The following is a 13,225-nucleotide window of genomic DNA, read 5'->3' on the forward strand; positions in this document are numbered from 1 at the left end:
GGTTATGGATTGACTTGATTATAGGGGCTAATGTAAAATTTTGTTATGCTCATTGTAGTTAATGTACTTACTTACAGGTAAGGGGATGATTCATCAATGATTCATCAGCGTGAATGTCCGATTGAGACCATCATTCATGTATTAAGTGGCAAATGGAAGCCGATGATTTTATGGCTTTTGATTGATTCTACAAAGCGGTTCAGCGATCTGGAAAAGCTTATCCCTGATGTTTCGCAAAAAATGCTTGCACAACATCTCCGGGATTTGGAACGAGAAGGCGTAGTCGATCGAACGGTTTACCCGACAGTCCCTCCAAGAGTTGAATATTCCCTTAGCGAATACGGCCAAACCTTGATTCCTGTTGCGGAAGTCATGTGTGCTTGGGGAGAGAATCATAATAAGCGGAAGTATGAAGAGCCGGCGTCATAAAGCGGAATTAATGAACTTCTACACGAATTCAATCCACTCCAAATTAAAGCTGCCACGGGATTTCCGGGCAGCTTTTTGCTTCCCAGCAGTCACACTCCTGAAAAAGCATTGTATCCCTTCCCGTCATACTTACTTTTAAGTAAGTCCCCTACTTTAAAGTGGGTTCTTAACATCCTATTGAAGCGATGCTAAGCTTGAGCTAACCAAATATTGGGACCCATGAAGAGGAGGACATAACGATGAAAATCATTATTTTTGGAGCGACGGGGAATACAGGGAAAAGAGTGTTGGCACAAGGGATACAAATGGGGCATGAAATGACCGCATTTGTGCGAAATGCTGAGAAGCTTTACGATCAGCTGGGTGAGCATTCCGAAAAGCATGTGAAAGTGATCGTGGACGATATGATGGACCCGGTGAGCGTTCGTGAGGCACTTGTGAATCAAGACGCCGCTATTATTGCAGCCGGCCATGCGGGGCAGGGAGAAGAGTTTGTCCGTATCGTCGATAACATTGTAAGCCAGTGTGAAATGGAGCCTAGTTTCTCCGGGCGGGTATGGGTTATGGGAGGAGCCGGCCTGCTGGATATTCCATATACTGATTGGATCGGCAACAATTTACCCGGTTTTCCGCCTGAGTATAAAAACCACAACCGGAATTTCGAAAGGCTGCAGCGGACGGACCTGGATTGGACCATGATGTGTCCGGGAACCATGACAGATTCGAGAGAGCATTCAGATTCTACTCATCTGCATGTCACAACGGAGATCTTGCCCGTTCCGATGCAGGAGACGATCAAGGACTTTTCCGAAGCAGAGGTAGCCGGTCACTTGTTCAGTAGATTTCAAGAGCTGAATGTGGCTTATGACGATGTCGTCATGTGTATGTTAGACCATCTTGAACTCGAAGGATCGTTTAAAAGAAAAAGGGTCGGTCTAGCCTATCAAAGCAATATCGCAGTGAGCTGAGGAGGAGGGGATGATGGGTTTATTTGGATTCCTGCTCGTTTTGCATATATTGTCTTCGATCGCTTTTATCGGCCCCGCTTTCGTAACGCCCATCATTCGGAGATCCGCCAGAACGGTCGGCCAGCTGCACTTTGTATTAGGTATAACGGCCAAACTGGCCATCATGCCTAAAATTGGCGGAACCGGACTTATTCTGACCGGGGTTGGGCTTATGATCATCACCAAGATGGGGTTATCCCAAATGTGGCTGAATGTATCCATTCTCTTAGCGCTGCTCATGGTTGGCCTGATCGACGGATGGATCGAGCCACGTATGAAAAAGATCAGAAAAACCATATCTGAGCGTCAAGACCAAGGTAATGACATACCCGCCGAATTCGGACTGCAGTTAAAAAAGATCGTACCCATCGAGATGACAGCCATGCTGCTGATGATTGCCGTATTGGTGCTTATGGTCGTTAAGCCATTTTAAAAGCCGCATAACTGCGGCTTTTTTTAATAACAAAATATGTGTATTCTTCTAATCCTGACCTTTCCAGGGGTAGTCCATAACGATGATCCCTTCAACATTTGGGCCAATCGTCTGCAAAAACTCTTGATGCAGGGGATGCTGAATATAGTTCTGGCAAGCCTGTTGATTCTCAAAAGAGACGCGGATTCCCAGCGTATACCCCTGCATATGCTCCTTCTCCTCCGTAACGTTCATTCCAGCGGTAATTTCTGTAATACCCGGAATGTTTCCCTTAAAGTCATAAACTTGCATGACGGCTTCTTCTTTTTTTGCAGTCGAAACATCGGGCTTAAATTTCAATAGTACAATATGCTCAAACATCTTTTTCCTCCATATTCTCGTTTATACTTGACTTTGCAGCTGCTTTAATCGGGATTGTTCTTTTGCCCATTTCACGAAATTCCCGGATACGAGATCCAGGTACTTAATCGTAGGTTCATCGGTCAACTCACCCTTCTCGTTCATTTTCTCATGCACAAGGCCGATGTATACTTCATTTCCCGGTAACAGCGGCGATGAAATGCCGGAAGAAAACAATATATCACGTAGATGGCCCTGAGCTTTCACCGATCCCAGCAGACCCATGGAAGAGCCTACGATCCAAGAGGGCTTACCGACCATCACTTGGTCAACGCGGGATAACCAGTCAATCGCATTTACCATGACACCTGGAATGGTTGAATTATACTCAGGAGTGACCCATAACACCGCGTCGGCTTCAGCGACTTTGCCCTTGAAATCGATAACCGTCTGCGGCGGAGCGGACTCCGTATCCTGATCGTAAAAGGGAAGATCCCGAATATTCAACACATCCAATTGGAAAAGATGCTTATAACGATGTTGAATATAGTAAGCTAGCTTTAAATTAAAAGATTCCTTGCGGATGCTGCCGACAATGGCGGCTACTTTCATTGTCATCACCTCAATCAGATTGGTTCGAATGGAAAAGAACAGGTTGGGGCGTTCATCACTGTCTTATCCATTCTTGCTTTTCCTCCTATGGAGGACATAAACTGAGTTTAATGAAACCTGAAGAGGCTAGGAAGAGATCTGGTTATCGTAGGATTGGGAATCCTACGTTCATGAATATAGTAGGGGGCATGGGGATTATGTCAAAGAGATTGGACCGATACGAGGAATTATCTCGATTTTTACGCTCACGGCGAGAAAGGATAACACCTAAGCAAGCAGGATTACAGGATTCCGGACGCAGACGTACACCTGGACTTCGCCGAGGAGAGGTGGCTCTGTTGGCAGGTGTAGGATTGGATTGGTATACCTACTTGGAACAGGGGCGTCATATTAACGTATCCGTAGAAGTCCTTGATCGGATAGCAGAAGTGCTCCGGTTAGATGAATCGGAACGCAGACATCTGTATCACCTGGCCCGTAAGCAATATCCCTTGGTTGAAACAAAGAAAACATCTAAGGTTACACCGGAACTGCAACGCTTTCTAGATAGCCAAAACCTGTCCGCGGCAAATGTCATGGATGCACGTATGAACATCATTGCCTGGAATGAAGCTTATTGCGCGTTGAATGGGGAGTTGGCCGCTATGTCAGACCGGGAGCGGAATTTTGTATGGATGACGTTTACTTCACCCCGCTTCCGTTACGCTAAGGGAGAACAATGGGAACTGCATGCGCGACGGATTGTCGCTAATTTTCATGCCGGTTATGCGCGTCACGGTGACGACCCCTGGTGGTCCGAACAGTTCGATGCCTTGTCTCAAGTTAGCAGGGAGTTTCGGGAGTTTTGGGACGATCATGAAGTACTCGATGCCATAGATGCTCCAAAGACGCTGCACTGCCCGAATCTCGGGAAGTTGAATTTTGATCTTGTTTCGTTTCAGTATTTACATGATCCGAATTTGACCGTCTCCATTCATGTTCCTCATCAAGATGGTACGATAGAAAAAATGCAGCGTTTACTAAGTGATTATCAGAGCAGCAGGCATGCTGAAGCACTTGAAACTTCACGAAGAGTTTAGTTGTGAGGGCCGGGAGCGGTGATGGTTGGCTTTTGCCCATGATTTCCACTCGGCCCCGTTCTTTTTGTCCGTACTGCGGTGACGACACCCAATATGACCATGAAGGTACCGACGACTTGAACCCAACCTACCGGCTGCCCCATTAGTACCGAAATCATCAGCGTTACAACAGGAACCAGGTTGAAGAATACGGAGGTACGGTTTGCACCTACTTTCTGTATGCCTTGATTCCACCAAAGAAAAGTCAAGACAGCGCCAAATGTCCCCATAAAGAAAATGCAAATCCATGCTGTTGTGAGTGTCGTTTGCGATATACCCGATGAGGGAAAATCCAGAAAAGGCAGAAAGCAAATGGTAGCCATTGCCATGGTGATGGCTGAGGTGGCGAGCGGGGTGCTGTTGGTCAGAAACTTTCGTCCCAGTACACCATAGAGTGCCCAGGTGATATTCGCTCCCAGTGCTATACAATCTCCAAGTGATATGTTAGTGAGTTGCCAAAAAGCCCCGTTAGTAATGACCATAAGAACACCGGCAATCGAGCACAACATCCCGATCATTTGGCCCTTACGGATGTTTTCTTTCAGCAAAGGCACCGCCAAAAGTGCCGTTACGATTGGGTTTGTAGCCATAATCAAGGCAGGATGAAGCGGCGGTGTATACTTCAAAGCTGTGAACTGCAGAGCATTCGTTACGAAAACGCCGACTACCCCTAATAAAATATAGACCCAGATCGAGGAACGAAGAGTGCTCCACGATGGTTTTTCCTTTACAAATAGAAGCAACAGCATGAGTGCCGCGGCTATGAGGAATCTCCAAGCAGTGACCGTCAAAGGGGGCATCGCTTGAATGGCCAGCTCACCGGCATTAAAACTGGCTCCCCAAAACACGGATACGGCGGCAAGTCGGACATAGGTCCATGCATGATTCATTGAACATCCTCCATCGATTTGGAATAGAACCTCGTTAGCATTAGTGTAAGGCATTGCTGTAGAACGAACTTGAACAATGTGCTCTTTATTTTGTACAAAAGAACCACAGTTGAAATTGAGATGGACCTGCCTGCAAATGCGGAAGCAATCGAAAAGGGGGATGAAATGGATCAAGATCACGGATATAATTAAAAACGTAGATAAATGTGACGAATTTCACTTATTATGCAAGGGTGGGGAACACTGATGAAAAGTCGATATTTATTAAGCATGGCACTATTAGCCAGTATAGCTTTTGTTTTATTATCAGCTTGTACTTTCTCACCTAAAAACCATAATGTTTATTTGATTCCTAAAGGCTATACCGGGTGGGTTTTTATTATCTATCACCAAAAAAGTGTGTCCGAAATTATTGCGCAAGACGGTACATACCAATACAAGATTGGATCAAACGGAGTTCTTAAAACAGCTACTGAAGATGTAAGGTATGGCATTACTACAGATGATTATTTCTATATTGACGAAGAAAACAACAGGACAGCTTTAGATCCAGATGAGCTCATTCATTCGCATACAGTTACAAAGGCAAATGCTCAAGGGGGACTCCAGTATCCGGCAGTCGAATCTTTTTTTGTTGGAACTGAAGCTCAGCTAAGCAAAAACCCGAAAGTGGTTTATCCTCCAGATATAAAACCCATAAACGATTAAGATAAACGATAAAAGCCGCACACCTGCGGCTTTTTATTTTTTAACGATAGATGTTCCTGTCAAATCCGACGACAACAACAGGTTACGCAGCCGAAAAAAGACAAGGAAACCAACGCGTTTTCGTCTATATTCATTAATATGGTCGATTCAGTTTTATTTTCGCAAGTAGTCGATCTTAATAACGGCAAACCTTTTCTGATTTTGTACGATTTCGGGAGAAACCACCATCCTTTATGCTGAATATGGCAAAAGCACATCTAAAATTGAGGAGGAGCTACGATTTATGCAGATGAGCAGGAAAATAATCAATAAGCTTGCACCCGTTTTATGTTTGGGGCTAGCCGCCATAGCGATGGCTGGCTGCAGCAGTGAGGAGAACGCAAAGGGGAGTACGAAATCCGCAGAGACAACCGAACCATTGAGCCACCTATCGTATTGGAAAGAAATGCATAAGGACGCAGCAGCCATTATGAAAAGCTATGGAGAGATTACCGCTATTAAAGAAATCGAAAAGAACACCGGTGTCACCATCGATTACCAACACCCGGCCCAAGGTCAAGCTGGGGAACAATTCAACTTGATGATGGCCTCGAAATCGCTGCCGGATGTCGTGGAGTATTCGTGGAATAATTACCCGGGAGGTGCTCAAAAAGCGATTCAGGATGGTAAAATCATTCCATTAAACGACTATTTGGATGATGCGCCTAACTTCAAAAAGCTGCTGGACGAGAACCCGGAATGGAGAAGGCAGGCGTCGACAGATAATGGTGATATTATCGGCTTCCCGTTCATCCGCCCCGTTAGAAAACTGCAAACCCACGACGGTCCGGTTATACGTAAAGATTGGCTGGACAAGTTGGGTTTGCCTATTCCTAAAACGATCGACGAATGGTACACCGTTTTGAAAGCGTTTAAGGAGCAAGATCCCAACGGCAACGGAAAGGCGGATGAAATTCCGATCATGATCGGAGCAGGCGAGCTTGCTTTTACTGGTGTTTTTGGAATCCCGAACGGCTTCTATCACGAAGGAAATACGGTTAAATATGGCCCCGTTCAACCCGAATATAAGGAATACCTTACCACCATGAACCGTTGGTACAATGAGGGCTTGCTGGACAAAGACTTTGCAGCCAATGACAGCAAAATGTACGATGCCAAAATGACCGGCAATCAGGTCGGTGCGGCTGTTATGGCAGTAGGCGGCGGCTTGGGCAGATTTATGGACTTAATGGAGTCCAAGGAACCGCAATTCAAGCTTGCTGCCACACCTTATCCGACATTAAAGTCCGGCGATAAACCGATATTCGGTCAAATGGACAATCAAATTGTAGGCATATTCACGGCTATTACCGGAAGCAACAAGCACGTAAAAGAAACTGTAAAATTCCTCGATTACTTCTATAGTGAAGAAGGACGAATGATCATGAACTTCGGTAAAGAAGGCGTATCCTATACGATGGAGAACGGTTATCCGAAGTATACGGACTCGGTCATGAACAATCCGGATGGATTGCCGCTTGCGCAATCCCTTAAACAGCATGTCTTGTCCGCTGATGCCGGTCCGTTCTTGCAGGATGTACGCTACATGGAGCAATATGCGGCCAGACCGGAGCAGCAAGAGGCTTTAACCGTATGGGCAGAACCTTCGAATGAAAAGAGAATGCCCCCGATCACGATCGCCAGGGAAGACAACAGCCGATATGCCTCGATCATGAACGATGTTGACACCTACAAAAATGAAATGATCGTTAAATTTATTATGGGCGCAGAATCGCTAAATAAGTTCGATGAGTATGTCGCAACCCTGAAAAGCATGGGGCTCGACGATGCGATCAAAATGCAGCAAGCCGGATTGGAACGCTACAACAACCGCTGAAAAGCCTACTAAACTGGAGGCGGAAAGCTCGCGGCTTGCCGTTCTCCCGTGTTCAAAGAAGGAGTAAGCCATGCCTAATGTGCAGGGAAATATGGTGACGACGGCAACGGGGAAACGGGCAGACACGAAATGGAGCATCATTAAAAGGGACATGATCCGAAATCGCTACATTTATCTTATACTGCTGCCTGTCATTGCCTACTATATCGTTTTTCATTACGGACCGATGTATGGTCTGCAAATTGCTTTTAAAGATTACGGGCTTGCAGACGGCATTTGGGGAAGTCCGTGGGTTGGTTTCGACCATTTTAAAAGCTTTTTTGGAAATTACTATTTTTGGAGACTGATTCGGAACACCTTGTTGATCAATATTTATGAATTGATGTTCGCATTTCCCGCTTCGATTATCCTTGCGTTATTGCTTAATGAAATTCGGAAGGGCTTTTTTAAACGGATCGTACAGACGATAAGTTACCTCCCGCACTTTATCTCCATCGTCGTAGTGGTAGGGATGATGATCGATTTTTTTGCCCGAGACGGTCTGGTGAATAACCTTCTCCTCATGATTGGACTTCAACCGATTGCTTTCATGCAGGAGCCGGAATGGTTTCGGTTCATGTACATTTCCTCGGGCATCTGGCAGGGAATCGGATGGGGCTCTATCATCTATCTCGCATCGATTGCCAATATCGATCCGACGCTTTATGATGCGGCCCGGATCGACGGAGCAGGGCGATGGAAACAGACCTTGCATATTACCTTAACCGGAATTATGCCAACCATTGTGATCATGTTCATCCTCAATATTGGGTCCATGCTTTCCGTCGGGAGCGAGAAAATTATCCTCATGTACAATCCGATAACCTATGAGACGGCCGATGTCATCTCCACCTATGTATACAGAAAAGGTATTCTTGGAGCCGATTTCGGTTATACCGCTGCCGTGGGGCTGTTCAATTCGGTCATCAGCTTCATTCTGATCGTACTCGCCAATTCCATTAGCAAACGAGTGAGTGAACATAAATTATGGTAAAAGGAGAAACGGTATGCTTCACAAACGCAGCCTGGGTGAATGGATATTTTCCGGCGTCAACTCATGCTTCATGATTCTGCTTTGCTTCGTCACGCTTTACCCGTTCCTATACGTATTGTTCGCCTCTTTGAGCGATCCTACAGAAATGGCCCGATTTCGCGGTATGCTGTTTTACCCTAAAGGATTTAACTTGGAGGCATATAAAGCCGTAATGGATAATCCGATGATCCTGACCGGTTACCGAAACACGATTTTTTATGTCGCTGGCGGTACTGCCATCAACTTATTCATGACGACGCTTGGAGCCTATGCCCTTTCCCGCCGCAACGTCTATTTCAGCAATTCCATCATGTTCATGATCGTGATCACGATGGTATTCAATGGGGGGCTCATTCCAACGTTTCTGCTGGTGAACAGTCTCGGCATGCTGGATACGCCTTGGGCACTTCTTTTGCCTGGAGCTGTCAGTTCATTTAACTTGATCATTATGCGAACCGCATTTCAAGCGGTACCTGTGAGTCTGGAGGAATCCGCACGGATCGACGGAGCGAACGACTGGACCATTATGAGCCGGATCATTGTTCCTCTCTCGATGCCCGTGATAGCCGTCATGATTTTGTGGTATGCCGTCGGACATTGGAATTCCTACTTTAGCGCATTGATTTATTTGCGTGACCGGGAGTTATTTCCCCTACAGCTGGTTCTCCGTGAAATTCTGATCTCGAACAGTACGGACAGCATGACGACCGATGCAGCGGCCTCAGATCGGTTAGATATCGGAATCACGATCAAGTATGCGACAATTATCATTTCCACACTTCCGATATTATGTCTGTATCCGTTTCTGCAAAAGTATTTTGTGCACGGTGTCCTGATCGGTGCGTTAAAAGAATGATCGTCACACGAATCGGTCATCCAACGAAGGGAGTAAGCTTGCTCTTCCCGAATTATAGGGAGTGAGCAAGCTTTTCTATACTAGGAGGATCGCAATGTTTTCATTCATCCGAAAAAAGAATGCCGGAAGCAAAAGAAGAAGCCTATTCATCAGGATGCTCGTATCCAATTGTCTGCTGCTCCTGCTTCCCATCATCATCTGGTTTGTTTTCTATACCCAGTTTGAACATATCATGAAAGCAAATGCGGAACGTTCCAATCTTGGCATGCTGGAGCAAATGCGTCTCAATATAGACAGCAATCTTAAAGATATTGAACATTTATCCAATCAAATGATACTTAATCCTAAGCTGCGTTATTTATTGGATACACAGAGCAAAAACTTATCCGAACGATATCATCTGGTACAGTTTTCAAGAGACTATTTAAAAATGTACTCCCACATGACCAACAATTTTGTTTACGATTTCTATATTTTTTTGGACCGAAGTGATTCTGTGATCAAACCGAACCTCGTGACCGATTCGCACAGCTTTTACGATAAATATTATAGCTTTGATCATCTTACCTATGAAGAATGGCGTAAACAGATGACCAGCTACCATAGTCAAACTTACTTGCCGGCCGCAACCTTACAGCGAAACAGCAGCCTGAAGAATGACCCTATGAAAGTCATTACCTTTATGCAATCGCTGCCTGTCGAAGACACCTCCACGATTAAAGGGAGTCTTGTCGTTCTGATCGATGAAGCCAAAATTCACGAAATGACACGAAAAATCGAGTCCGCAAACGGGAGCTCCGTTTATATCGTGGACCAAAATCATGAACTTATCAGCAGTACACCCGGTGCCAGCCCTTTATCAAAATCCATATTGAACGAACTTAAGTCGAATACCGGTCTACTCAATACCAATCTGAACGGTCAAGATGTGATGGTATCCTTCACCACCTCGGAACAAGTCGGATGGTACTATATTGATGTGATGCCATTGAATTTATATTTGCATAAATTAAAACAAATGGAGCATCTTGCGCTGTGGCTTCTCTTGTTATGCATTCTTGTAGGGAGCGCAGCAGCGTATGGAATCACATATAGAAATTATTTTCCGATCAAAAGAATTGTAGAAGCGATACAGGCCGGAAAGTTCCATCCCCAGAAAGCGGCTGGTGATGAATTTGACTACATCATGGAAATGATGAAGGTATCCTGGGACGAGGAGAGAAGTATTAAGAACAAGCTTACCCAGCAGCTGCCCTTGCTTCGTTCCAATTATTTGCATCGTGTGCTTCAAGGCTATTATGAGCCTCCAGAGCAAATGAAACAATCGCTGGAATTTATGGGTATCCAGTTTCCGTTTCCTCATTTTGCCGTCATTCTCGTTCAAGTGGACGACTTGACCCGGTTCGCACCGAACCAAAGTGAAAAACAATGGGCACTGGTCCGATTTATTATCTCCAATTTGGCTGAAGATTCGATCTACGACTTGCATACGATACATACCATAGACCTGGAGAAAAACCGGCTGGCCCTGCTCGTCAATCTGTTGCCGGATCAGTTGGAGCATCCGACTTGCCGTGTTAAGGACATCGTCACCGAATTGCACCGCATTTTGGAGACCCGATTCAAGCTGGAGATCAGTATAGCCATAAGCGGAGTTCATGAGGGGCAGCATCAGATTGGAGAAGCCTATTTGGAGGCAGCTGCTGCCTTGGAGTACAGGATGGTAAATGGGCAGCTGTCGATCTTTTATTATCATGATATCCGCCAGCAAAAGCTGCAATATTATTACCCCGTCGAAACCGAGCTGCAGTTAATCAATTGTGTTCGAAGCGGTGACAAAGAGCAGGTTGTCCTTCTGCTTAAACAGCTGTTCGATATGAATTTTAGCGACGAATCTATCACTCCTGAGCTGGGGAGATGCCTATTATTCAGTCTCGCCAGTACCCTGCTGCGTATTATGACTTCGGATACTCCGGCGTACCGCAGGCTTACAGAGGGCGACATCCATCCTGTACGTTTCCTGCTCTCCTGTAAAACAACCGATGAAATGTTTGAAAAAGCGAAGGACCTGTATTTATCGGCTGCCGAATCATTCAAATTGGAACGGAGTGACCACAGTGAACAGCTCCTTTTGCAAATACAGGCTTGCATTCAAGCGAATTACGCCGATCCCAACATGAGCCTCAATTTATTGTCTGAGCATTTGCAAATCACACCGCAATATATCTCACAATTTTTTAAAAGGGTAAGCGGGCAGAACTTAAACGACTACCTGACAGTCGTACGGATGGATCACGCAAAAAAACTGATGTCGGATCCTGGTCTGACCAACGCACAAATCGCCAAGATGGTCGGCTATACAAGTGACAGCGTTTTCATTAGAGTTTTTAAGAAAGTCGAAGGGATTACTCCTGGTAAATATAGAGAGAGTATGACGAAATGTGATAGACGAATACCCTAGACTGCTAACCGCGTATAGTTCTTTAATGTGGTCAACGATTTGAATCATTGGGAAATGAAACCGCCGAGTTGATGAAGGAGGGGGATCCTATGAATATCACGGGTATACAATCGGATTGGATCGTGGAAAAAATCGAATTCGCCAAGTTAAGGGGAGAACGTGCCAGAAGCGCCGGGGCCAATGGCAGAATCGGCATTCATGGCCAAAGCTGTACAGTCGATATCGCCAGAATTACGATCGATGGACAAACGGGTTACGGCAGCTCGATACATATGACGCCGGAGTGGGCCGAAGGCATCATTGGCCGCAGATTGCTTGACTTATTTGATGACAGGGGCAGACTGCGCGAAGCGTATCGCTTACCATTGGAATATCCGGTGTTAGATTGGTTAGGACAGAGACAAGGCAAACCAGTATATGACTTGGTATCGGGTGCCAACTTGGAAAGGGGGGCCCATACGTTGTCCCATGTTATGACACCTCTCTATATTTCGACGATTTACATCTTTCCGATGAGCAGGCAGCCGTCGTATTGATGCAAGAAGAAGCGATACAAGGCTTTGCGAAGGGCCAGCGTCATTTTAAGATTAAGGTTGGCCGAGGCGGACGCCATATGCCGCTTTGGGAAGGGACGAAACGGGATATTGCGATCGTACGCGGGATTGCAGAAGTGGCGGGTCCCACAGGCAAAATTATGATCGATGCAAATAATGCGTATAATTTGAACCTAACCAAAGAGGTATTGGCGGCTTTGACGGATGTGAACCTGTATTGGCTGGAAGAAGCGTTTCATGAGGATGAAGCCTTGTACGAGGACCTGAAGGAATGGCTCCGGCAACGCGGGCAGAATGTTCTAATCGCAGACGGGGAAGGGCTTGCCTCACCGCATCTCGTGGAGTGGGCGATTCGCGGATGTGTCGATGTGCTGCAGTACGATATCATCTCGCCTGGTTTCACGCATTGGATGGAATTAGGCGAAAAGCTGGATGCCCATGGTTTGCGGTCCGCGCCTCATTGTTACGGCAATGCTTACGGGATTTACGCGTCGGGACATTTGTCAGCTGCGGTGCAAAACTTCGAATTTGTGGAATATGACGACATTACCATTGAAGGCATGGATGTATCAGGCTATCGAATCGAAAACGGAGAGATTCATATTCCGGCGACCCCCGGTTTCGGAATCGTCTTCGACGATGAGCTTGTCACCAACCTGATCAAGGAATCCGGATGGTCCCTTTAAAGCTTAAGAATAAGCCGAGTATATATTCAAGTTGTAAGGAGGCTGCCGCATGGCGGCCTTTTTAAGTTCTCTTGATTTCGACTAAAATGTTTACAAGTCGGATACAATTCGGAGATAGTTTGGAGATAAAGTCGCTCTATAGTTAGGTACATAAGGAACCCCAGCCTTAAACAAGATAAACGGG

At 45.8% G+C, this 13,225-nt stretch carries 14 protein-coding genes; 11 read left to right on the top strand and 3 right to left on the bottom strand.

The annotated features are described in order from the left end of the window. Positions 1–96: 96 nt before the first annotated feature. The 3 genes from K2F33_RS21825 to K2F33_RS21835 all read left to right on the top strand — a co-directional run bounded on the left by K2F33_RS21825 (position 97) and on the right by K2F33_RS21835 (position 1,869). A complete protein-coding gene (locus K2F33_RS21825) occupies positions 97–429 on the top strand; it encodes a winged helix-turn-helix transcriptional regulator (protein ID WP_089547588.1) in 333 nt (110 codons plus the stop codon). 239 nt (positions 430–668) lie between these two features. Further along, positions 669–1,397 carry an NAD(P)-dependent oxidoreductase gene (locus K2F33_RS21830; RefSeq protein WP_145132908.1) on the top strand — a complete coding sequence of 243 codons (729 nt, stop codon included), beginning with the start codon at positions 669–671 and terminating at the stop codon, positions 1,395–1,397. 13 nt (positions 1,398–1,410) lie between these two features. Next, positions 1,411–1,869, top strand: coding sequence for a DUF2269 family protein (locus K2F33_RS21835; RefSeq protein WP_145132910.1), 459 nt, complete (start codon positions 1,411–1,413; stop codon positions 1,867–1,869). Positions 1,870–1,917: 48 nt separating this feature from the next. On the opposite strand, the gene K2F33_RS21840 is transcribed toward K2F33_RS21835, so the two are convergent. Next, positions 1,918–2,229, bottom strand: a complete 312-nt coding sequence (locus K2F33_RS21840) for a Dabb family protein (protein ID WP_263878572.1) — start codon at positions 2,227–2,229, stop codon at positions 1,918–1,920. A 21-nt stretch (positions 2,230–2,250) separates the two neighbouring features. Continuing rightward, positions 2,251–2,820 carry an NADPH-dependent FMN reductase gene (locus tag K2F33_RS21845; RefSeq protein ID WP_163876780.1) on the bottom strand — a complete coding sequence of 190 codons (570 nt, stop codon included), beginning with the start codon at positions 2,818–2,820 and terminating at the stop codon, positions 2,251–2,253. 197 nt (positions 2,821–3,017) lie between these two features. On the opposite strand from K2F33_RS21845, the gene K2F33_RS21850 reads away from it, so the two are divergent. After that, positions 3,018–3,899, top strand: a complete 882-nt coding sequence (locus K2F33_RS21850; protein ID WP_263878573.1) for a helix-turn-helix transcriptional regulator — start codon at positions 3,018–3,020, stop codon at positions 3,897–3,899. Here K2F33_RS21850 and K2F33_RS21855 read toward each other — a convergent pair. Further along, positions 3,896–4,828, bottom strand: a complete 933-nt coding sequence (locus tag K2F33_RS21855; RefSeq protein ID WP_263878574.1) for a DMT family transporter — start codon at positions 4,826–4,828, stop codon at positions 3,896–3,898. The two genes, K2F33_RS21850 and K2F33_RS21855, sit on opposite strands and share 4 nt — an antisense overlap. Positions 4,829–5,074: 246 nt before the next feature. Between K2F33_RS21855 and K2F33_RS21860 the strand changes: the two genes are divergently transcribed. The 7 genes from K2F33_RS21860 (at position 5,075) to K2F33_RS21890 (ending at position 13,041) form a co-directional block, all read left to right on the top strand. Then, positions 5,075–5,536 carry a DUF6843 domain-containing protein gene (locus K2F33_RS21860; RefSeq protein ID WP_263878575.1) on the top strand — a complete coding sequence of 154 codons (462 nt, stop codon included), beginning with the start codon at positions 5,075–5,077 and terminating at the stop codon, positions 5,534–5,536. Positions 5,537–5,819: 283 nt separating this feature from the next. Continuing rightward, positions 5,820–7,412, top strand: coding sequence for an extracellular solute-binding protein (locus tag K2F33_RS21865; protein ID WP_412973938.1), 1,593 nt, complete (start codon positions 5,820–5,822; stop codon positions 7,410–7,412). Between the two features lie 70 nt (positions 7,413–7,482). After that, the gene (locus K2F33_RS21870; RefSeq protein WP_263878577.1) at positions 7,483–8,445 is read left to right on the top strand and encodes an ABC transporter permease; all 963 of its coding nucleotides are present in this window, start codon (positions 7,483–7,485) and stop codon (positions 8,443–8,445) included. A gap of 13 nt (positions 8,446–8,458) precedes the next feature. Further along, a complete protein-coding gene (locus K2F33_RS21875) occupies positions 8,459–9,340 on the top strand; it encodes a carbohydrate ABC transporter permease (RefSeq protein ID WP_089547575.1) in 882 nt (293 codons plus the stop codon). A gap of 94 nt (positions 9,341–9,434) precedes the next feature. Further along, positions 9,435–11,801, top strand: coding sequence for an AraC family transcriptional regulator (locus K2F33_RS21880; protein WP_263878578.1), 2,367 nt, complete (start codon positions 9,435–9,437; stop codon positions 11,799–11,801). Between the two features lie 89 nt (positions 11,802–11,890). Then, positions 11,891–12,337 carry a hypothetical protein gene (locus tag K2F33_RS21885; protein ID WP_263878579.1) on the top strand — a complete coding sequence of 149 codons (447 nt, stop codon included), beginning with the start codon at positions 11,891–11,893 and terminating at the stop codon, positions 12,335–12,337. Continuing rightward, a complete protein-coding gene (locus K2F33_RS21890) occupies positions 12,337–13,041 on the top strand; it encodes an enolase C-terminal domain-like protein (protein WP_263882417.1) in 705 nt (234 codons plus the stop codon). Before K2F33_RS21885 ends, K2F33_RS21890 begins: the two co-directional genes overlap by 1 nt. Positions 13,042–13,225: the final 184 nt, after the last annotated feature.

The sequence above is a fragment of the Paenibacillus sp. PSB04 genome (genome assembly GCF_025809195.1).
GTDB classification, from domain to species: Bacteria; Bacillota; Bacilli; order Paenibacillales; family Paenibacillaceae; genus Paenibacillus_AQ; species Paenibacillus_AQ favisporus.